At 58.7% G+C, this 20,303-nt stretch carries 18 protein-coding genes; 14 read left to right on the forward strand and 4 right to left on the reverse strand.

Going from position 1 to position 20,303, the window contains the following annotated elements:
• Nucleotides 1-8: 8 nt before the first annotated feature.
• Nucleotides 9-407, reverse strand: a complete 399-nt coding sequence (locus ACWKV9_RS18735) for a type II toxin-antitoxin system MqsA family antitoxin (RefSeq protein WP_483837625.1) — start codon at nt 405-407, stop codon at nt 9-11.
• A gap of 1 nt (nt 408) precedes the next feature.
• Nucleotides 409-705, reverse strand: a complete 297-nt coding sequence (locus tag ACWKV9_RS18740) for a type II toxin-antitoxin system MqsR family toxin (RefSeq protein ID WP_483837626.1) — start codon at nt 703-705, stop codon at nt 409-411.
• A gap of 679 nt (nt 706-1,384) precedes the next feature.
• Between ACWKV9_RS18740 and ACWKV9_RS18745 the strand changes: the two genes are divergently transcribed.
• The 7 genes from ACWKV9_RS18745 (at nt 1,385) to ACWKV9_RS18775 (ending at nt 9,652) form a co-directional block, all read left to right on the forward strand.
• Nucleotides 1,385-2,527, forward strand: a complete 1,143-nt coding sequence (locus tag ACWKV9_RS18745; RefSeq protein WP_483837627.1) for a transporter substrate-binding protein — start codon at nt 1,385-1,387, stop codon at nt 2,525-2,527.
• Complete coding sequence (locus ACWKV9_RS18750) at nt 2,524-3,117, forward strand: ANTAR domain-containing response regulator (RefSeq protein WP_483837628.1); 594 nt, start codon at nt 2,524-2,526, stop codon at nt 3,115-3,117. Before ACWKV9_RS18745 ends, ACWKV9_RS18750 begins: the two co-directional genes overlap by 4 nt.
• Nucleotides 3,114-3,962 (forward strand): ABC transporter permease, encoded by an 849-nt coding sequence (locus ACWKV9_RS18755; protein ID WP_483837629.1) that lies wholly within the window; start codon nt 3,114-3,116, stop codon nt 3,960-3,962. Before ACWKV9_RS18750 ends, ACWKV9_RS18755 begins: the two co-directional genes overlap by 4 nt.
• Nucleotides 3,963-4,889 carry an ABC transporter permease gene (locus tag ACWKV9_RS18760; RefSeq protein ID WP_349796242.1) on the forward strand — a complete coding sequence of 309 codons (927 nt, stop codon included), beginning with the start codon at nt 3,963-3,965 and terminating at the stop codon, nt 4,887-4,889.
• Nucleotides 4,890-4,926: 37 nt separating this feature from the next.
• On the forward strand, nt 4,927-6,561 hold the full coding sequence (locus ACWKV9_RS18765; RefSeq protein WP_483837630.1) for an ABC transporter substrate-binding protein: 1,635 nt from the start codon (nt 4,927-4,929) through the stop codon (nt 6,559-6,561).
• A 391-nt stretch (nt 6,562-6,952) separates the two neighbouring features.
• Entirely contained in the window at nt 6,953-7,900 is a 948-nt protein-coding gene (locus ACWKV9_RS18770; RefSeq protein WP_483837631.1) for an acetamidase/formamidase family protein, read from the forward strand.
• A 9-nt stretch (nt 7,901-7,909) separates the two neighbouring features.
• On the forward strand, nt 7,910-9,652 hold the full coding sequence (locus ACWKV9_RS18775; protein ID WP_483837632.1) for an ABC transporter ATP-binding protein: 1,743 nt from the start codon (nt 7,910-7,912) through the stop codon (nt 9,650-9,652).
• Between the two features lie 88 nt (nt 9,653-9,740).
• On the opposite strand, the gene ACWKV9_RS18780 is transcribed toward ACWKV9_RS18775, so the two are convergent.
• Nucleotides 9,741-10,940: a cyclic di-GMP phosphodiesterase gene (locus tag ACWKV9_RS18780; protein ID WP_483837633.1), complete on the reverse strand. Its 1,200-nt coding sequence runs from the start codon at nt 10,938-10,940 to the stop codon at nt 9,741-9,743.
• 465 nt (nt 10,941-11,405) lie between these two features.
• Between ACWKV9_RS18780 and ACWKV9_RS18785 the strand changes: the two genes are divergently transcribed.
• Complete coding sequence (locus ACWKV9_RS18785; RefSeq protein ID WP_483837634.1) at nt 11,406-11,942, forward strand: 2,4'-dihydroxyacetophenone dioxygenase family protein; 537 nt, start codon at nt 11,406-11,408, stop codon at nt 11,940-11,942.
• A gap of 110 nt (nt 11,943-12,052) precedes the next feature.
• Nucleotides 12,053-12,964 (forward strand): LysR family transcriptional regulator, encoded by a 912-nt coding sequence (locus tag ACWKV9_RS18790; RefSeq protein ID WP_483837635.1) that lies wholly within the window; start codon nt 12,053-12,055, stop codon nt 12,962-12,964.
• An 11-nt stretch (nt 12,965-12,975) separates the two neighbouring features.
• Here ACWKV9_RS18790 and ACWKV9_RS18795 read toward each other — a convergent pair whose 3' ends face one another.
• Complete coding sequence (locus ACWKV9_RS18795) at nt 12,976-13,614, reverse strand: cupin domain-containing protein (RefSeq protein ID WP_483837636.1); 639 nt, start codon at nt 13,612-13,614, stop codon at nt 12,976-12,978.
• A 382-nt stretch (nt 13,615-13,996) separates the two neighbouring features.
• Here ACWKV9_RS18795 and ACWKV9_RS18800 point away from each other — a divergent pair, with 382 nt between their 5' ends.
• The 5 genes from ACWKV9_RS18800 to ACWKV9_RS18820 all read left to right on the forward strand — a co-directional run bounded on the left by ACWKV9_RS18800 (nt 13,997) and on the right by ACWKV9_RS18820 (nt 19,734).
• On the forward strand, nt 13,997-15,049 hold the full coding sequence (locus ACWKV9_RS18800) for an ABC transporter substrate-binding protein (RefSeq protein WP_483837733.1): 1,053 nt from the start codon (nt 13,997-13,999) through the stop codon (nt 15,047-15,049).
• A gap of 169 nt (nt 15,050-15,218) precedes the next feature.
• Nucleotides 15,219-16,298, forward strand: a complete 1,080-nt coding sequence (locus ACWKV9_RS18805) for an ABC transporter ATP-binding protein (protein ID WP_483837637.1) — start codon at nt 15,219-15,221, stop codon at nt 16,296-16,298.
• 10 nt (nt 16,299-16,308) lie between these two features.
• Entirely contained in the window at nt 16,309-17,565 is a 1,257-nt protein-coding gene (locus ACWKV9_RS18810) for an ABC transporter permease (protein ID WP_483837638.1), read from the forward strand.
• A 5-nt stretch (nt 17,566-17,570) separates the two neighbouring features.
• Complete coding sequence (locus tag ACWKV9_RS18815; RefSeq protein WP_483837639.1) at nt 17,571-18,389, forward strand: ABC transporter permease; 819 nt, start codon at nt 17,571-17,573, stop codon at nt 18,387-18,389.
• Nucleotides 18,390-18,492: 103 nt separating this feature from the next.
• Nucleotides 18,493-19,734, forward strand: a complete 1,242-nt coding sequence (locus ACWKV9_RS18820; RefSeq protein ID WP_483837640.1) for an aspartate aminotransferase family protein — start codon at nt 18,493-18,495, stop codon at nt 19,732-19,734.
• Nucleotides 19,735-20,303 lie beyond the last annotated feature (569 nt).

Consider the following 20,303-nt stretch of genomic DNA (forward strand, 5'->3'; position numbering starts at 1 on the left):
TGTTGTGCTCACGAAACCCGTATTTCCGCAAGCAAATCCGGGTGTTTATCGAGCACCTGGAGCAGCTTGACCAGCGACAGAGGCGGTTTGGTCTTACCATTTTCGTATCTCGAAAAGGCATTCACTCCGCCGCCGAAAATCTCGCCGGCTTCGCGCTGGTCAAGCTCCAGTTTTTTGCGAACGGTCGCGATGAAATCCGGATCGACGATCGACGCGTTGACCTGCTTGTTGAATTTCAACATCGCCGCGCTGACACGCGCAGATTCTTCGGTATTCAGGACGTCCTCGCCGCAATGCGCGCAGTGCTCGGCGCTTACCGCAGGGATCACGGTTGAATACCCTTTGTAGGTGTAAGGGCGGTCCGAAATTTTCTTTGTTAGCTCATGCGAGCAAGCTGGGCATTTCATATCAGTATTCCTTGAAAGACACGACTAACACGTCATCGAGGACAATCAATTTCAAGTAAAGTCTCCCTGTCGAGACCCAGGGCCGATATACGTCTTGCCAGGTTTTGTGGTCTGCGTAGCTCGTCATGCTTTTGTAAAAGTCCTGGGTTTTCAGATTTTTAATGACTTCGACCATTGCGTCGAAGTCCAGCCCTGCGGCAGCAGCCCCTGCGAGCGATGAATAAGTGGTTCTGATTTTTCCTGCAGAGATCAGCTCGTGAATCCGCGAGAGCTTGCAATGAGGCGACTGCTTTTCCATACGAACGATAACCTACTTGGTTAATTTGGCAAATCTTCGATCTGCCTTGGCTTCCTTGTCCGGGTCGAACATTAGTGAGCGGCTGGGCAGCATGCCAGCGTGCATGTATCTCTAAACAATGCGCCACGGCCACTGTAGGAGCGCGCTTGCCCGCGAAGACCCAATCGCGGGCAAGCGCGCGCCTACAACTTCTCATGCGCCAACATGCTCCGGCAGCCGCAATCCCTGATCCAGCCATCTGACACAACGCATCACCCGTGGGAGCGGACCTGTCCGCGAAAGCACTGCGTCAGGCGCCAGGGATGTTCCGGATTTACGGGCCTCTTCGCGAACGGGTTCGCTTGCACAGGATTGATGTACGCCGCAATACCTCGCCAAGCTCCCAAAAAAGCGCGTCGACTCAATTGGAAGCGGCGTAGCCCGTTCACGAAATTTCGCACAAACCTGAAGCACATCGGCTACGCTCGGCTTCATCAATGGGCGTTTTCAAAAGCTGGGTTTCCCGGAAACGCTGATTAAAGCCTGACCAAGGGAGATGGCATGCTTTTTCCATGGAAGGCTCACACGCAAGCCCGGTCACGGCCGTTAAGACTTGTCTACATTCAGCGCAGAGCGCCAGGTGACGAAGCCTGATCGACCGGATTTCCGGTGGGTCGGGCTTTTTTATTGGAGTTAGAAAATGCGACGCACGATTGAGGTGGGGTTTCTGTTCTCCACCGACGGGACTTACAAACGCATGGGACAGCACGGTCTGGCGGGTGCTCAGCACGCGCTGGCCGAGATCAATCGGCATCGCGATTACGATTTTGAGTTGAAGGCGACGCACATCAATCCGCAGGGGTATTTGCATCGCTACAACGAAGGCGCGGTTCAGCTGATGGAAAGCGGCATTCGCCATCTGTTCGGCACTACCACGTCGGCCAGTCGCAAGGAGATCATTCCGGACCTGGAGCAGAACGCCAGCCTGCTGTGGTACGCCTGTCCCTATGAAGGCTTTGAGAGCAGCGAAAACGTGTTGTACCTGGGCGGCTGCCCGAATCAGACGTTGATTCCGCTGCTTCGATACGCCCTGAGCACCTTCGGCAAACGCGCAATGCTGGTGGGCTCGAACTATATCTGGGGCTGGGAAAGCAATCGCATCGCCCGGGAAGTGCTGCAGGCCGCCCATGGTGATGTGGTTGGCGAAAAATACGTACACATGGGCTCGACCAATTTCAGCGATCTGGTGCAATACCTGCTGACCGAGCAACCCTCGTTCATCCTCAACAATCTGGTGGGCGAATCCACTTACGCGTTTCTGCATCAATTGGATGCCGCCTGCGTCGAGCACGATATGGTCCTGCCGGTGCTCAGTTGCAACCTCACCGAAGCCGAGCTGGTGGAAGTGGGCGAGATGCAAAACCTGCGTCTGTTGTCCTGCGGCCCTTTTTTCGAAGGCGTCGACAACGCATTCACCGATCGCCAGTTTCACGAACATGGCCAGCGCCCGTGCTCGCACTACTACACCGGCACGTATGTTGCGCTGCATTTGTTTGCCGAGGCCCTGCATCACGTCGGCAACGACGAGCCGGAAGCCATCTGCAGCTACCTGTATGCCCACGCACAGGACAGCGTGCTGGGACGGCTGAAGATTTCCGGGCGCAACAACCACAGCAGCTTGCCCTGTCACATTGCCGAATTGAGCGAAGGGCGTTTCGTGGTGGTACACAGCGAAACCCGACCATTGCCGGCCGACCCTTACCTGACGTCCACCGATCTGCGCGAATTTCATCGCCTGCGCGCCTTGGCGCCCGTGCCTCACTTGAGGATCGTCAAAAAATGAGTCTGCTCAAACGTCCTGATTTCGAACACGGTCGCTTGCTTTTGGTGGACTGCGAGCCTCGTACGCTGGCCAATCTGGAGAAGAGTCTGCACCGTTTGGGCATCACCACCCTGGCGCTGGCCGAAGAGTCGGCTGATTCGCTGGAGGGCGTGTTCGCTGCCATCGTTGAACTGGAACATTTCGCCAGCCCGCAATTGCTGCAGCTCCTGAATCACGCAGGCGTGCCAATCGTTGCGTTGACGCCTCACGAAACCCTGTCGCAGATTCAGCGCGCCATCGAGTTGGGCGCAACCGCGCTGCTCAACAAACCCATCACCCAAAGTTCGGTGTACACCACGCTGATGATGGCGATCGGGTTACACGAACGACTCGATGCCGACGCCCGCACCATCGACGCCCTGCAGCAGCGATTGAACGCGCGACCCTTGTTGGCGCAAGCGTTGGCGCAATTGATGATCGATCATCAGCTCAACGAGCGCGACGCCTACGAACGTCTGCGTGCCTTGTCGATGCAGCTCAACCGCAGCATCGACGAGCTGTGTGTTGACCTTGCCGCCGACCGTCCTCAGCAAGGCGGTATGTGGACATGAGTGTGATGCGTGCCCTGGTTCGTCGTCCTGCTGTTGCACTGTCGTTGTTGTACATCGCTCTGGTTGTGATCTTCGCCGTTTTCGCGCCCTGGATGAGTCCTTACGACCCGTCCGAACAATTCGCCGAAGGTTTGTCGCTGGAAGGCGCGCCGCTGTCGCCTGAATCGCCGTACTGGCTAGGCACTGACCTGCTCGGACGCGACCTGTTTTCGCGGCTGATCTACGGCGCGCGGACTTCGTTGTTTATCGGCCTGGTCGCCAATGGCATGGCGGTGTTGATTGGCACGCTGGTAGGGCTGACTGCAGGATTTCTGCGCGGCTGGACCGGCAGCATCCTGATGCGCTTCACCGATCTGATGATGGCGTTCCCGGCGTTGCTGCTGGCGATTGCGCTGTCGGCGATTTTCCAGCCCAGCGTATGGATCGTTGCGTTGGTGATCGCGATGGTCAACTGGGTGCAGATCGCCCGGGTGATCTACTCGGAAACCATCGCCCTCGGCGCGCGGGATTTCGTGGCGGTTGAGCGCACCCTAGGTGCCAGTTCGTTGCGCATTCTGTTTTCGCACCTTTTGCCGCACCTGCTGCCAACGATTCTGGTGTGGGCGACGTTGGGGATTTCGACCACGGTGCTGCTGGAAGCGACGCTCTCGTATCTGGGCGTGGGCGTGCAGCCACCTACGCCAAGCTGGGGCAACATCATTTTCGAAAGCCAGACCTACTTCACCTCCGCGCCTTGGCTGGTGTTCTTTCCCGGTATTGCCATCGTGTTGCTGTCGCTGGCGTTCAATCTGGTGGGCGACGCTTTGCGCGATGAGCTCGACCCCACGCTGCAAGGGAGAAGCTGAATGTTCGCTTTCGTCAGCCGTCGCATCGGCTACTCCCTGCTGATCTTGCTGGGCGTGACTTTCATCACGTATCTGCTGCTGTTCATGTTGCCCGCCGATCCCGCGCGGCAAATTGCCGGGCGTAGCGCTACGCCGGAAGTGGTTGCGGGGATTCGTGCGCAACTGGGGCTGGACCTGCCGTTCTATCACCAATACGCCAACTACCTTGGCAACCTGCTGCAGGGGGATTTGGGCCGCTCCTACATCCAGCGCACCAACGTCACCGAACTGATCGGCTCGCGTTTACGGCCGTCGCTGGAATTGATGGCGGCGGGCATCGGCTTTGAATTGTTGATCGGCATCACCCTGGGGGTGTTCGCCGCACTGCGTCGCGACAGCTTTGCCGACAAGTTGCTGATGGCGCTGTCCTTCGTCGGCGTGTCGGCGCCGCAATTCATCGCCGCGATGCTGTTTTTGTACTTCTTCGCCGTGCAACTGGGCTGGTTTCCATTGGGCGGCTACGGCGGGGTCGAGCACCTGATGCTACCGGCGCTGACGCTGGGGATTCTCGGCAGCGGCTGGTACTCGCGCATGGTGCGCTCCTCGATGATCGAAGTGCTGCATCAGGACTTCATTCGCACCGCGCGGGCCAAGGGCTTGAGCCGGGTGCGGGTAGTGCTGCGCCATGTGCTGCCCAACGCGATCATTCCGGTGATCCCGATGATCGGCATCGATATCGGCATCTTCATGGGCGGGCTGGTGGTGGTCGAATCGGTGTTTGGCTGGCCGGGGATTGGCCAATTGGCCTGGCAGGCGATTCAACAAGTGGACATTCCAGTGATCGTCGGCGTGACCACGGTTTCGGCGGTAGCGATCGTGCTGGGTAATTTGGTGGCTGACCTGATCATTCCCTGGGTCGACCCGCGTATCGATGTAAAAAAACACTAAAACCTGAGCAAGACCATTATCGAAGGGGAGCTGGAGCATGAAGCGCAAAGTACTGTCCCTGGCCATTGCGGCCACATTATTCAATGGATTGGGGCTCAGCGCAGGTGCGCTGGCCGACGACATTGATGCCAACGCCAAGAACGGTGGTTCGGCGGTCATCACCTACCAGAACGATGTCGCCACCCTGGACCCGGCGATCGGGTACGACTGGCAGAACTGGTCGATGATCAAAAGCCTGTTCGACGGCCTGATGGACTACAAGCCCGGCACCACTGAACTGGTGAAGGATCTGGCTCAGGACTACACCATCTCGGACGATGGCACGGTCTACACATTCACCCTGAAGAAGGGCGTGAAGTTCCAGAACGGCCGGGAGCTCAAGGCGAGTGACGTGAAGTACTCCTTCGAACGCACTGTCAACCCGAAAACCCAAAGCCCCGGCGCCGGGTTCTTCAGCGCCATCGTGGGTTATGAAGACATGGCCGCGAGCAAGGCCGAGCATCTGAGCGGCGTGACCGTGGTTGACGACTACACGGTCAAGATCACGTTGAAACAGCCGAACGCGACGTTTCTGCACGTGATGGCGATCAACTTTGCCTCCATCGTGCCCAAGGAAGAAGTCGAGAAGTGGGGCGCTGACTTCGGCAAGCATCCGGTCGGCTCCGGCGCCTACAGCCTGGCTGAATGGAAGCTCGGCCAGCAGATCGTGTTCAAGAAGAACCCGAACTACAACAAACCGGGCCTGCCGCACCTGGATACCATCACCTTCGAAGTCGGGCAGGACCCGATGGTTGCTCTGTTGCGCTTGCAGAAGGGTGAAGTGGACATCGCTGGCGACGGCGTACCGCCCGCCAAATTCCTCGAATTCAAGAACGACCCGAAATACAAAAGCCTGATGATCACCGGCGATCAACTGCACACCGGTTACGTCACCCTGAAAACCACCTTGCCGCCGTTCGACAACCTCAAGGTGCGTCAGGCAGTGAACATGGCGATCAACAAGGATCGCATCGTGCGCATCATCAACGGCCGTGCGGTGCCTGCGAACCAGCCGCTGCCACCGGCAATGCCGGGGTATGACAAGAACTACAAGGGCTACGCGTATGACGTGGAAGCTGCGAAAAAGCTGCTGGCCGAGGCGGGGCATCCCAACGGTTTCGATACCGAACTGTACGTGATGAACACCGATCCGCAGCCGCGTATCGCGCAATCCATTCAGCAGGATCTGGCGAAAGTCGGGATCAAGGTGCAGATCAAATCCCTGGCCCAGGCCAACGTGATTGCTGCCGGCAGCGCGAAAGATCAGGCGCCGATGGTCTGGTCGGGCGGTATGGCCTGGATCGCGGACTTCCCGGACCCTTCGAACTTCTACGGACCGATTTTGGGTTGCGATGGCGCAGTGGAAGGCGGCTGGAACTGGTCGCTCTACTGCAACAAGAAGCTGGACGCGGACGCGGCCAAGGCTGACAGCATGGCCAAACCCGAGCAGCAGGCCGAACGCACCGAGCTGTGGAAAAAGATCTTCACCGACGTCATGGCCGACGCGCCGTGGGTGCCGGTCTTCAACGAACAACGTTTCACCGTGCGTTCCTCGCGCATGGGCGGCGCCGACATCCTGTACGTCGACCCGGTCCATGTGCCTGTGAACTATGACTACATCTGGATCAAGTAACCGTCCAGACAACACCGACCACCTGTAGGAGCCAACTTGTTGGCGAGAAGTTTTGGCGTAGTGTCAGGTAAGTCGCCTCGCGAACAAGTTCGCTCCTACAGGGGTATGTGCCGGACAAGACAACACGGGCCACCTGTAGGAGCCAACTTGTTGGCGAGAAGTTTTGGGGTAGTGTCAGGTAAGTCGCCTCGCGAACAAGTTCGCTCCTACAGAGGTAAGCGTTGAGCACGGAAAGGTGTCAGGCACAAACCTGTAGGAGCGCGCTTGCCCGCGATGGGCTGGTACATCCGAGCAAGATGTATCGCCGGGCAGATTTTTCGCGGGCAAGCGCGCTCCTACAGGGCTTTGTGTCGACGACCAAATGCAATATTCCATTTTGGAGAACGGTGTCATGTGCCAGAACTGCCTGGTGAAAACGATCCACAGCGTCCACACCCATTTCGGCTGGGACAAGAGCTTCACCCCCGTTGAAGCCGTTGCGCCGGGTGCGATGCTGGAATTCAAATGCCTGGATTCGTCCAATGGCTATTTCACCCCCAACTCCACCGCACACGATGTCGCGACCATGTCGTTCGACAAGATCAACCCGGTCACCGGCCCGATCTTCGTCGAAGGCGCAGAGCCCGGCGACATCCTCAAAATCACCCTGGACAGCTTCAAGCCCTGCGGCTTTGGCTGGACCGCTAACATCCCTGGTTTCGGCCTACTCGCCGACCAATTCAAAGACCCGGCGTTGACGCTCTGGCATTACGACAAAGACACCCTGGCGCCTGCCGCTTTCGGCCAGTTCGCCAAAGTGCCACTCAAGCCGTTCGCTGGCACCATTGGCCTGGCACCTGCCGATCCAGGGCTGCATTCGGTCGTACCGCCACGTCGGGTCGGCGGCAACCTGGATATTCGCGATCTGTCCGCAGGCACCACGCTGTACCTGCCGGTGGAAGTGGCCGGCGCGCTGTTGTCCATCGGCGACACCCACGCCGCCCAAGGCGATGGCGAAGTGTGCGGCACGGCCATCGAAAGCCAGATGGACGTGGTGGTCAAACTCGATCTGATCAAATCCACACCGTTATCGAGCCCGCGCTTCAGCACCCCCGGCCCGGTCACGCGTCATCTGGACAGCGCCGGTTACGAAGCCTTCACCGGCGTCGGCCCGGACCTGATGCAGGCCGCACGTCAAGCCGTCAGCAATACCGTCGACTGGCTGTGCCGCGAGCATCACATGCCCGCCGAACAGGCCTACATGCTGTGCTCGGTATGCGGCGATCTGCGCATCAGCGAAGTGGTCGACATACCCAATTGGGTGGTGTCGTTCTACTTCCCGAAAATCGTGTTTGCGTGAGGCGATGCAATGAGTGATCAGCTTTCCCCTGCGGTGTTGTCGGTCGAACGCCTGAGCATCGACATCGGCCACGGTCCCAACCCCAGGCGCGTCGTCGATGAGCTGAGCTTCACTTTGCGCGCCGGGCAGACGCTGTGTATCGCTGGCGAGTCCGGCAGCGGTAAATCGCTGTCGTCGCTGGCGATCATGGGCTTGCTGCCTAAAGCGGCGAAAGTGCCGAGTGGTGCAATCATTTTCGACAACCGCGACCTGATCACCCTGCCTGAACGCGACCTGCAACAGCTGCGCGGCAAGCAGATCGGCATGATCTTTCAGGAGCCGATGACTTCGCTCAATCCGCTGATGACCGTCGGCCAGCAAATGGACGAAACCCTTCGCCGCCATGAGCCTCTGGACCGTCAAGCGTCCAGGCGTCGGGCGAAGGAAATGCTCGATTCCGTGCGAATGCCCCAAGTCGAAAAACGCCTGACGCAATATCCCCATGAGTTATCAGGCGGCATGCGTCAGCGTGTGATGATCGCCATGGCCATGCTCTGTCGCCCGAAAGTACTGATCGCCGATGAGCCCACTACGGCACTGGATGTCACGATTCAGGCGCAGATTCTGGAACTGATGCGCGAGCTGCAAAAGGTCTACGGCACCAGCCTTTTGATGATCACCCACGACATGGGTGTGGTCGCGGAAATGGCCGATGAAGTGGTGGTCATGAATCACGGTCGCACCGAAGAGCAGGCGCCGGTGCGTCAGTTGTTCACCCAGCCCCAGGCGGCTTATACGCGCAAATTGCTGGATGCAGTTCCGGTGCTGGGCACGGCAGGCAAGGCTCAAGACCTCAGCGAAAAGCCGGTGGTGCTGGCGGTTAAAGACCTCAGCGTGCGTTTCCCGCTGCGCATGGGTTGGTTCGAAGAGACCAAACACGTGCATGCCGTTGAGAAGGTCAACTTCGAACTGCGCGACGGCGAAACCCTGGGCCTGGTGGGCGAAAGCGGCTGCGGCAAGTCCAGCACCGGCAAGGCGCTGATGAACATGATCGCCTTCGAAGGCAGCGTGAAACTGGCGGGCAAGGAGCTCAACGGCTTGCAGGGCGCAGATTTGCAGGCCGTGCGCCGGGACATCCAGATGGTGTTTCAGGACCCGTATGCCGCGTTGAATCCGCGCAAGACCATTTTCGAACTCGTCGGCGAGCCGCTGCTGATTCACGACAAAATGCCCGACAAACCTCGGCAGGACCGCGTTGCTGAACTGCTGCATCAGGTGGGTATGCCAGCCGAGGCCATGCAGCGTTACCCGCACCAGTTTTCCGGCGGCCAGCGTCAGCGTATCTGCATCGCCCGCGCCTTGGCGCTGAACCCGAAAGTGATCATCGCTGACGAGTCAGTCTCGGCACTGGATGTGTCGGTGCAGGCGCAAGTGCTGGACTTGTTCGAATCACTGCAAAAGCAGCACGGCCTGAGCTATCTGTTTATTTCCCACGACATGGCGGTGGTGGAGCGCATCTGCCATCGCGTGGCGGTGATGTACGGCGGCCAGATCGTCGAAATTGGCCCGCGCGATCAAGTGCTGCACAACCCGCAACACCCGTACACCAAACGTCTGCTCAGTGCCGTGCCGCTGCCAGATGTCGACCGCAAGCGTGATTTCAAGGCGCTGCTTCAGGAGTTCGAACAACCCAGCCCCATCAAGGCAAAAGGCTTCGTGATGCCGCAGCAGCAATTCAAAGCGCTGGGGGAGGGGCATTGGGTGGCAGTTTGACCTAAACCTTGTTGGAGCGAGGCTTGCCCGCGAAGCTTACGATGGAGATTGCCGGACCTACCGCATTGATCTGTTCGCCGCCCTCGGATTACTCCAACGAAGACTTCGACCACAACGCATTCACGTTGCCAATTCCCCAATCCTGCGCCAACTCGAACTTCACGATGGCGTCCTGTTCATCGAGAAGCGCCAGGTTGACGACCTTGTGCGCAATCTGTGCGCGGGTGCGGGTGGACATGAACACTTTTACCTTGGGTTGCAGCAGCGATTTTTTGCCCTGTTCGATCACAACCCCAAGCCGGTCACTCTTCAGGCGAACCAGCGCGCCGACGGGGTAAATACCGACAGTTTTGACGAAGTGCTGAAAGATCGTTTCGTCAAAATGGCCCTTCCACGAGGCCATTTCACGGATCGAGTGCGCCACATCCCAGCCCTTCTTGTACGGGCGTTCCGACGTCACGGCGTCATAGACATCGCAGATCGCGCCCATCTTCGCGAACAGGCTGATCTGGTCGCCCGTCAAACCGTGTGGGTAACCCGTGCCGTCGATCTTCTCGTGGTGGTGCAGACAAACGTCTTTCACGACGTCTGTCACTTGCTGACTTTCCTGAAGGATCTTCCACCCGGCCTCAGGGTGATACTTCATCGCCTTGAATTCATCCACTGTCAGCCGGTCAGGCTTATTGAGGATGGCGTTGCAGATCATCATTTTCCCGACGTCGTGCATCAGCCCGGCCACGCCCGCTTCACGCACCCGTTCTTCAGGCAGTTCCATTTGCCGGGCCAGCGCGACCATCAATGCGCAGACCGCTACCGAATGCATGTAGGTGTATTCGTCCGAGGACTTCAAACGAGACAGGCTGATCAGCGCATGAGGGTGGCGCAGCACCGAGTTCGAGATTTCTTCCACCATCAGATCGACGTCTTCAAGGTGGATCGCACGGCCCATCTTGGCGTCGGTAAACATTGCCATAACCGCTGCCTTTGCTTGGCTGCAGATAAGGCTGGCGCGGGCCAGTTCCTCATCCATGCTGGTGGGCGATGTGTCGATCACCACCGGCCCGCCGGGCGATGACTTGCTCCCCGAACAGTGAGTCGGGCGCAACCCCTGACTGATGTCGATCCATACTTCAGTGGTCGAAGACTGTTGAATGCGCGCAAGGATAGCGGGGTCTTGAAGCAGTGATTCGACGTTGGAAATCCAGAACGGGTCATTGACCCAAGGACGGCAGAATTCGTGGATGTACATGCCCAGTGTCAAATCGGATACCAGAATTTTTCTTAGCATTAGGCGGCTCACCGACAGTTGGATCAATTCATCGCTGATACATCATTCAACGAAAAAGGGCGGAGAAAAACACGCGCCCTGCCTTGCCGTAGGGTTCAAGCGTCGAGTCGACATCGGTACGCCTTGCGCACATCATGCGCGATAGTTTCATCGTGCCACTATAAGGGCGAGCGCTCGAAAATAGCTATGCGCCTTCGTCTGACTTTATCGGCGATAGACGATCCCTCGTGAGGGCTAAATGTATAGCCAAACGTCCACTCGTCGGTTGAGCGTCAGTTCGCGAAATCAGGAAGTAATCCGTTCGATAAGGATGCTATCCGAACACGGGGGTCTGTGATCTGTCGTCACAGCAGGTGTGAAATAACTGGCCTACCGGGCACAGGGCGTGAGGACTAACCTGCAATCAACCCCTGAGGCGACCGCCCCAAAAAAGGGAAAACGTCCTGACCTGTGAGATTCCACGCCATGAGTAATCTGCCCAAGCCCGATGGGCTCGCGATCCCCTATCAATTGCCGCAAGTGCCTTTCATGTCGCCTGACATGGTGCATGCCGGGGTAATGACCACCTGGCTTGAAGACGACAAGCTGTGGGTGCCGGTGACAGAGACCGTATCGTTCAAACCGCTACTGTTGAGCGTGAGCGGCGGCTACTACATCAACCTGCTTCGGGTTCGGCAGAGCGGTGTGCTGTCCCGCCATCGCCATTCCGGCGGCGTGCACGCGTTGGTGCTCAAAGGCCGTTGGTATTACCTGGAGCATGACTGGGTCGCCGAAGAAGGCTCGTTCGCGTTCGAACCGCCGGGGGAAACCCACACACTGTTCGTCCCGGAAGGTGTGGACGAAATGATCACCTGGTTTCATGTTCAGGGTGGCTACACCTACGTTGACCCGCAGGGTAATGCGGTGGGCTACGAAGACGTGTTCACCAAACTGGAAGCCGCGCGCAAACATTACACCTCGCTCGGCTTGCCCGAGAATTACATCGAGCAATTCATTCGCTGACCTGCCGCAGCGTTGAGACGCAAGCGAGCCCCTTGGCGCGCTTGTTGTTTGTGTCGCAGATTGCTGGCAGGCTCGACGGCCTGAAAACGGTGACAGATGGTGGAGCGAGGATGGACAACTATTCGCAACTGCTCGCGTTCATGTGGGCCAACGAGCACGGCAGTTTTTCGGCTGCCGCCCGTGCGAATGCCTTGTCGCCCTCCGCGGTCAGCAAGCTGGTTTCACGACTCGAAGACCGACTCCAGGTGCGACTGTTCCATCGCGGCACGCGGCATTTGACGCTGACAGAGGAAGGCGCCGCCTATCTGGTCAGTGCGCGCGGGGTGATCAACGCCATGGCCGAGGCCGATTCGCTGGCTGAGGCGTTTCCGTCGCGGGTCAGCGGCACCTTACGCATTCACACCATGACCACTTTCGCCAAACACCAGATCGTCCCCTGGTTGCCTGAGTTTCTGGCGCTGTACCCGGCGTTGAGCATCGACATCGAGGTCGGCGCTCAATATGTCGACCATTTCGAGCAGGGTCTGGACATCGCCATCCACAGCGGGATATTGCCTAGCTCTTCACGCATAGCGCGCAAGATCGGCGACAGCGAGTGGATCACCTGCGCCTCGCCCGATTATCTGGCAAAACGCGGCGAGCCCCGGCATCCACAGGAGCTGAACGAACACGATTGCTTCAACTTCAGCTTCAGCAGCGCCTGGAACAGTTGGCAGTTCGAGGTGGACGGCGAGCAAATCGCGATTCCGGTCAGCGCCAAAGCATCATTCGCCCAAGGCGATTTGCTGCGCGACATGGCACTCAATGGCGCGGGGATCGTGAGGCTTGCAGCGTTTCATATTGGCCAGGACATTCGGGCCGGTCGGCTAGTGCCCATCCTCGACGCTTTTCGGATTCGCGCCACGGAGCCGGTGTATCTGGTGTATTCCAACCGCAAACACTTGAGCCCCAGAATCCGAGTCTTTCGCGATTTTCTGGAGCGCAAAATCCTCGAAAATCCGTGGCAAGTGCTGTCGCAATAACCAACGCGGTATCAGAAAGTAGGCGGCGAAACGGCGCTGACCACGATGCATTCTTCATCGAACGGATTACGCATGCGGTGCGGTAGCCGGCTGTCGAAGTAATACGCATCGCCGGCCTTCAGCACGCGCACTTCATCACCGACCGTCATCTCAAGTTGCCCCTGAATGACAATCCCGCCTTCTTCGGCTTCGTGGGAATAAAGCTCCTGGCCTTCCTGTCCGGTGTCAGCGCCCGGCGCGTAGCGCTCATGCAGAATCATCATCGAGCTGTTGGTCAGGTTGGCACCCACCTGGCGATAGGACAACACCTTACCGTCGGCCAACTCCACCAAGTCCTGCGCCTTGTAAAACACAGCGCGATCGACGATGTCCGAGTCGGAGAAAAACGTACTGAGGGTCACGTTCAGCGGCCCCAGCAGCCGCTTGAGAATGCTCACCGAGGGGCTGGATTTGTCGCGCTCGATGATGGACAGCGTGGCATGGGGCACGCCGGTCAACTCGGCCAGCGCCCGCATCGACAGACCACGGCCCAGCCGCAGTGCTTTGAGTCGTTGCCCGACTGACGCGCTCTGCGGTGCATCGTCGAGGCCGTCCGATTCAACCGGCTTATCGATTGTTTGCGCGCCATCCGTCACTGTTTCGATCCTCACCTGCGGGCTCGTCAGCGCGAGCCCTGCTCAAAAACACAACCTGTCGCGGACGCGGTGAAACCGGCCGGGGTTTATTCGCGCAGATTTTGCACCGATTGGGTGGGTTGTGCACCACGTTGATCCGTGGCGAGCGAAAAAGTAACACGGTGTGTGCGCCGGATTGACCCTATCTGGCGAGACGAAAGCAGGGTATGGCGCTCGCAAGCACAGGCTGACGATCATCAAAATCCGGACGCAAAAAAACACCGCGAGCCCGAAGGCAGGCGATTTGGCGGACGGATTGAGATTGTGCAAAAAACACTTGCTCTGGGATATGTCCGGGTGGTAAAAATTTTTACCACCACAACACAGCACCAGCGTCGGAGCTCTTATGCACAACAAAATGCAGAAAACATGCCATGCACTCGCTGTCCTCGGACTCGCCATGGCGAGCTTTGGCGCCGCCCAATCGGCGACCGCACGGGATTTGACCATCGTTTCCTGGGGAGGAAGTTTTCAGGACGCACAGCGCGAGATCTACTTCACTCCGTTTGCGACCAAGACCGGGAAAAAAGTACTCGATCAGAGCTGGGACGGCGGCGTCGGCGTACTGGACGCCAAGGTCTCGGTGGGCAACCCGAACTGGGACGTGGTTGAAGTCGAATCCGAAGACCTGGCGCTGGGTTGCGAGTCAGGCCTGTACGAGAAGATCGATTGGGCCACCGTCGGCAACAAGAGCGACTTCGTGCCGGAAGCTGTCCACGAATGCGGCGTTGGGGCCATCGTCTGGAACACCGGTTTGTCCTGGGATGGTGACAAGCTGAAAACCGCTCCGACGTCCTGGGTGGATTTCTGGGACACCACCAAATTCCCGGGCAAGCGTGGCCTGCGTAAAGGGCCGAAATATTCCCTTGAGTTCGCCCTGATTGCCGACGGCGTAAAACCTGCCGACGTCTACAAAGTGCTGCGCACGCCAGCGGGCGTGGATCGCGCGTTCAAGAAACTGGGTGAAATCAAGTCCAGCATTGTCTGGTGGGAAGCTGGCGCACAGCCTCTGCAAATGCTGACTGCAGGCGACGTGGTAATGAGTTCGGCCTACAACGGTCGCATCAGCGGTTTCAATCGCAACGAAGGCAAACACTTCAAGTTCTTGTGGAACGGCAGTGTGTCGGCCATTGACTCTTGGACAGTCCTCAAAGGCAGCGAAAACAAAGCGGCGGCGATGGACTTCATCGCCTTCGCCAGCCAGCCGGAAAACCAGGCCAAATTGCCCAAATTCATCGCTTATGGCCTGACCAATAAAAAGGCCAACGGTCTGGTGCCTGCCGAGCTGCAAGCCGAACTGCCGACCACCCCGGCGAACATGGCCGAAGCGCTGCCGCTGGACGTCGATTTCTGGGTCGAGAACATCGAAACCCTGACCGAGCGCTTCAACGCCTGGATCGCCCAGCAGTAAGCATCGCCATACCGAACCCGTCGCCATCTGGCGACGGTCTTTCCTGACAACGCAGTGGATTTGGGCCAGGTGACTGGCTCAAGCGGACGCGGCTTGCTTTTTCATTGTGTGAAAGGGCAGACGAACAGGGCAACTGTCACTGCCTGCTCCCCGAATGAGGATTTGCCGGATGAAACATCTGGTCAGTTTCAAAAATATTCAGAAGACCTACGACGGCATCCGGCCCGTGGTGAAAGACCTCAACCTGGACATCGCCGAGGGCGAATTCGTCACCTTGCTCGGGCCATCTGGTTCCGGCAAAACCACCAGCCTGATGATGCTCGCGGGGTTCGAAACGCCGACCTTTGGTGAGATCTACCTGAAGGACAAACCGCTGCACAACCTGCCGCCGCACAAGCGTGACATCGGCATGGTGTTTCAGAATTACGCACTATTCCCGCACATGACCATCGAACAAAACCTGGCGTTTCCGCTGTCCGTGCGCAAGATGAACCGCATTGACCGCACTCAGAAAGTACGTCGCGCGCTGGACATGGTTCAGCTCAACGATTTTGCCAAACGCTACCCCGCGCAGATGTCCGGCGGGCAACAACAGCGTGTGGCATTGGCGCGGGCGTTGGTATTCGAGCCCAAGCTGGTGCTGATGGACGAACCGTTGGGCGCACTGGACAAGCAGCTTCGCGAACACATGCAGCTGGAGATCAAACATCTGCACAAGCAGCTCGGCTTGACCGTGGTCTACGTCACTCACGATCAGAGCGAGGCGTTGACCATGTCCGACCGCGTGGCGGTGTTCAACGACGGCATCATCCAGCAGATAGACACCCCGGCGGCCATTTACGAGGCGCCGCAGACCTCCTTCGTCGCCAAATTCATCGGCGAGAACAACACCTTGTTGGGCACTGTGCTGTCCACGGACGGGCGTTATTCGCAGGTGCGTCTGAGCGACGTCACTACGGTGCAGGCCGTCGCGGTAAATGGCGCGCAGGCCGGTGAGCGGGTGGCGCTGTGCATCCGGCCCGAGCGTGTGGTGATCAAGTCCGCCGATCAGCCGGGACTGGCTGCACGCATTCAGGAGTTCATCTATCTGGGCGATCACGTGCGCATGATCACAGAAGTGGCGGGGCAACCGAACTTCATGATCAAGCTCCCTGCCGCACAGATGGACAACAGCTGGACGGTGGGAAGCCCGGTTTCGCTTTCATGGTCGGCTGAGCACATCCGGGCTCTCGACATGACGACCCATTGAGGGCTGCATCATGAATCAGTCTGCGGCCCTGAGCCTGCCCAACGAAGATCAACCGGCTAACCTGCGCGCCCGTATGAAAAAGGCAGAACGCGCCTACACCTTCAAATCCATCGCGCTCATCGCGCCGCTGTTTCTGTTCGTGCTGGTGTGCTTCGCATTCCCGGTCGGCACCATGCTCAGCCGCAGTGTGGATAACCCGGAAGTGAATACGGCGATGCCCGCCACCACTCAAGCGCTGGCGAATTGGGACGAGCTGACATTACCGGGAGAGCTGGCGTTTTCGGCGCTGGTCGCGGACCTGCGAGACGCCAAGGAGAGTGGCCAGATAGGCGGAATCTCCAAACGGCTGGGTTATGAAATCGCCGGATACCGGACGCTGATCGGCAAAACCCTGCGCAAGCTGCCGGATGTCGATGTGGCCTCCAAGCGCGATGCGCTGATTGCCATCGATCCAGCCTGGGAGGACGTCGCTTACTGGAAAGCCATGAAGCGGGCGTCGGCGGCAATCACGCCGTATTACGTACTGGCCGCGCTGGATCATCGCATTGATGCAACCAGCGATCACGTTGTTGCCGCCGAGCCTAATCAAGCCATTTACCTGGATATCTTTGCCCGCACCTTCTATATCGGCGCCGTGGTCACAGCGCTCTGCCTGCTGCTGGGTTTTCCGCTGGCTTACTGGCTGGCGACCATGCCAGAGAACAAAAGCAATCTGCTGATGATTCTCGTGCTGCTGCCATTCTGGACGTCACTGATCGTGCGCACGGCGGCCTGGATCGTGCTGCTGCAGGCCGACGGGCTGATCAATCGCTCGCTGATGTTTCTGGGCGTCGTCAACGAGCCCATGCAACTGGTGTTCAACCGCACCGGGGTCATCATCGCGATGACCCACGTGCTGCTGCCGTTCATGATTCTGCCGCTGTACGCGGTGATGAAAAACATCCCCTCGAACTACGTGCGGGCGGCTATTTCTCTCGGCGCCCATCCGTTCGTGGCGTTCTGGCGAATCTATGTGCCGCAGACGTTTGCAGGGCTGGCGGCAGGGGCGCTGCTGACGTTCATTCTCGCCATCGGCTACTACGTGACACCCGCGCTGGTGGGGGGCGCTGCCGATCAGATGGTCAGTTACTTCGTCGCGTTCTACACCAATAAAACCGTGAATTGGGGGATGGCGTCTGCCCTTGGCAGTTTGCTGCTGATCACCACGTTGCTGCTGTACATGGTGTACGCAAAGCTCGTTAACGCCACCCAGACTCCGACGAGGTAATCCATATGTTGCAGCCCTATGCTTCACCCATTGAGCGCATCGTCCGATTTGGTCTGGTTGCCAGCTGCATCGCAATTCTGGCGTTTCTGATCATTCCGGTGCTGGTGATCATCCCGCTGTCGTTCAACTCGTCTTCGTTTCTGACGTACCCCATGGATGGTTTTTCATTGCGTTGGTACGAAGAACTGATGGGTTCCTCGGAATGGCGCCAGGCGTTCAAGAACAGCTTCATCATCGCGCCGGGTGCGACGTTGCTGGCGATGGTGCTGGGCACGCTGGCTGCGGTCGGCCTGAATCGAGGCAACTTCCCGTTCAAGAACCTGGTGCTGGCGTTCATCATCTCGCCGATGATCGTGCCTCTGATCATCGTCGCGGTCGGGTTGTATTTCTTCTTCGCCAGGTTGCATCTGCTCAACAGTTATCTAGGGCTGATTCTGGCCCACGCCATGCTCGGCGTGCCCTTCGTCGTGACCACCGTGACCGCCACGCTGCAGGGGTTCAACACCAACCTGAGCCGCGCGGCCGCCAGTCTTGGCGCGCCACCGCTGATGGTGTTTTTCAAGATCGTGCTGCCGCTGATTGCGCCGGGGGTGATTTCCGGCGCGCTGTTCGCGTTTGCCACCTCTTTCGATGAGGTGGTCGTCACGCTGTTTCTGGCCAGTCCCTCACAGCGCACGTTGCCGCTGCAAATGTTCTCGGGCATTCGGGAAAACATCAGCCCGAACATCGCAGCGGTGGCCACGATCATGGTGGTGCTGTCGGCCCTGATGCTGCTGACCCTGGAGTTGCTGCGTCGGCGCAACGAGCGCTTGAAGATTAAATAATTTTGAACCGGGCAGTGTCTCGTCCACGTTTTGGTGAGCCTGCAAATACCGCTGAATGCTGAGCGTTCGGCGAGCACCGTATTGATTGGATTCTGGAGTCGTTATGCCTAACTTGGTTGGTGATGTTTCGAGCGCAGCCCGCATCCTGCCGGACTTGAACGGGGAAAAACTCTTTATCAGCAGGGGCAAGGGCGCCTACCTCTGGGACGACAAGGGCCGCCGTTATATCGACACGGCACTGGGTTTTGGTGCTGTTTTGCTGGGGCACGCCGACGATCGCGTCACTGCCAGCGTTGCGGCCGCACTGGCTGACTCGGCGGCGCCGTCCTGGGCTCACGTTCGCGAGCATGGCGCTGCCACCGCACTGGCCGCGCATACCGGTGAGCTGACCAAAGTCATCTTCACCAACTCCGGCAGCGAGGCCGTACACCTGGCCTGTCGCGCCGCCAGGGCGTACACCGGTAGAAGCAAAATCGCAAAGATGGCGGCAGGTTTTGATGGCTGGTTCGACGACGTCAGCTTTGGCAACGTGTCTTCGGAAGAGGCGGCCTTCACCAGGGACAAGCGCCCTACGACCGAGCGCACCACGTTGCTGCGATACAACGATTTCGACGACGTCGAGCGGCTGTTCGCCGACGATCCGCAGATCGCCGCCGTTGTGCTGGAACCCATGCTCGCCAACGCCGGATGCATCATGCCCACCGCCGGTTATCTCAAGCACGTTCAGGACGTCGCCCACGCCAACGGCGCGCTGGTGATTTGCGATGAAGTGCTGATGGGGTTTCGGTTGTACCCCGGCATGGCCGGGTTGCGCGAAGGGCTGACTCCAGACCTTGCCACTGTCGGCAAAGCGATTGGTAACGGCGTGCCGGTTTCGGCGCTGGTGGGCAAACCCGAGGTATTGCGCGGGTTCGAGGAGGGCCGCGTGGCGCGCGGCGGTACGTTCAGCGGCAATCCCATGGCCTGCGCTGCGGTGACTACCACGTTGGCGCAACTGGACGTCAGTGATTACGAGCAATTGATTGCCCGAGGTGAAAAGCTGCGTCGAGCTATCGAAACGATCTTCGCTGCGCGCGGCATACCCGTCACCACCAGCGGCTACGGCACGGTATTCGGCATCTGGCTTGGCACCCATGCGCCGGTCAGTTACGAAGAAGCGTTGACCATCGCCAACCCCGCATTCTCCAAGGCGCTTCACCTGGCGTTGCGCGAAGCAGGCGTGCTGATGATGCCGTCCCCGTACGGCCGCATTTACATATCTTTCGAACACAGCGATATCGTGATCGAAGAAATGAAAGTGGCGTTCGAAAAAGCAGCGGGGCAGCTTGTTGCAGCTTTTGGTTAAAGCCGGACTGCTGACAGAAGCGACCTGTTTAGGGCCGCTTCGCAGCCATCGTCGGCAAGCCAGACTCCTACGCGCTCCGCGCAGAAGCCATTTGCAATTCCGTTGATACGCGCTCTGTGCAGAAGCGGGGTGCAACTTCGTTGATAAGCGCTCCGCGCAGAAGCGGACTGCGACGCCGTTGATTCTGCCCGGAGGGCGTAGGAGCGTAGCTTGCTCGCGATCTGTCGCGCAGCGGCAGCAAAACCTGTGCATGCGGTCGGTCAGGTGAAACCGAGATGGCAGGTTTTGGGGCCGCTTCGCAGCCCATCGTCGGCAAGCCAGACTCCTACGCGCTCCGCGCAGAAGCGATTTGCAATTCCGTTGATACGCACTCTGTGCGGAAGCGGGGTGCAACTTCGTTGATAAGCGCTCCGCGCAGAAGCGGACTGCGACGCCGTTGATTCTGCCCGGAGGGCGTAGGAGCGTAGCTTGCTCGCGATCTGTCGCGCAGCGGCAGCAAAACCTGTGCATGCGGTCGGTCAGGTGAAACCGAGATGGCAGGTTTTGGGGCCGCTTCGCAGCCCATCGTC

Source organism: Pseudomonas corni (assembly GCF_057128765.1).

Excerpts from the sequence above, each read along its gene's own strand:
- ACWKV9_RS18805 (WP_483837637.1), top strand. The coding sequence starts at position 15,219 with ATGAAACATCTGGTCAGTTTCAAAAATATTCAGAAGACCTACGACGGC.
- ACWKV9_RS18750 (WP_483837628.1), top strand. The coding sequence starts at position 2,524 with ATGAGTCTGCTCAAACGTCCTGATTTCGAACACGGTCGCTTGCTTTTG.
- ACWKV9_RS18760 (WP_349796242.1), top strand. The coding sequence starts at position 3,963 with ATGTTCGCTTTCGTCAGCCGTCGCATCGGCTACTCCCTGCTGATCTTG.
- ACWKV9_RS18735 (WP_483837625.1), bottom strand. The coding sequence starts at position 407 with ATGAAATGCCCAGCTTGCTCGCATGAGCTAACAAAGAAAATTTCGGAC.
- ACWKV9_RS18740 (WP_483837626.1), bottom strand. The coding sequence starts at position 705 with ATGGAAAAGCAGTCGCCTCATTGCAAGCTCTCGCGGATTCACGAGCTG.
- ACWKV9_RS18770 (WP_483837631.1), top strand. The coding sequence starts at position 6,953 with ATGTGCCAGAACTGCCTGGTGAAAACGATCCACAGCGTCCACACCCAT.
- ACWKV9_RS18815 (WP_483837639.1), top strand. The coding sequence starts at position 17,571 with ATGTTGCAGCCCTATGCTTCACCCATTGAGCGCATCGTCCGATTTGGT.
- ACWKV9_RS18785 (WP_483837634.1), top strand. The coding sequence starts at position 11,406 with ATGAGTAATCTGCCCAAGCCCGATGGGCTCGCGATCCCCTATCAATTG.
- ACWKV9_RS18765 (WP_483837630.1), top strand. The coding sequence starts at position 4,927 with ATGAAGCGCAAAGTACTGTCCCTGGCCATTGCGGCCACATTATTCAAT.
- ACWKV9_RS18800 (WP_483837733.1), top strand. The coding sequence starts at position 13,997 with ATGCAGAAAACATGCCATGCACTCGCTGTCCTCGGACTCGCCATGGCG.
- ACWKV9_RS18780 (WP_483837633.1), bottom strand. The coding sequence starts at position 10,940 with ATGCTAAGAAAAATTCTGGTATCCGATTTGACACTGGGCATGTACATC.
- ACWKV9_RS18775 (WP_483837632.1), top strand. The coding sequence starts at position 7,910 with ATGAGTGATCAGCTTTCCCCTGCGGTGTTGTCGGTCGAACGCCTGAGC.
- ACWKV9_RS18745 (WP_483837627.1), top strand. The coding sequence starts at position 1,385 with ATGCGACGCACGATTGAGGTGGGGTTTCTGTTCTCCACCGACGGGACT.
- ACWKV9_RS18810 (WP_483837638.1), top strand. The coding sequence starts at position 16,309 with ATGAATCAGTCTGCGGCCCTGAGCCTGCCCAACGAAGATCAACCGGCT.
- ACWKV9_RS18790 (WP_483837635.1), top strand. The coding sequence starts at position 12,053 with ATGGACAACTATTCGCAACTGCTCGCGTTCATGTGGGCCAACGAGCAC.
- ACWKV9_RS18820 (WP_483837640.1), top strand. The coding sequence starts at position 18,493 with ATGCCTAACTTGGTTGGTGATGTTTCGAGCGCAGCCCGCATCCTGCCG.
- ACWKV9_RS18755 (WP_483837629.1), top strand. The coding sequence starts at position 3,114 with ATGAGTGTGATGCGTGCCCTGGTTCGTCGTCCTGCTGTTGCACTGTCG.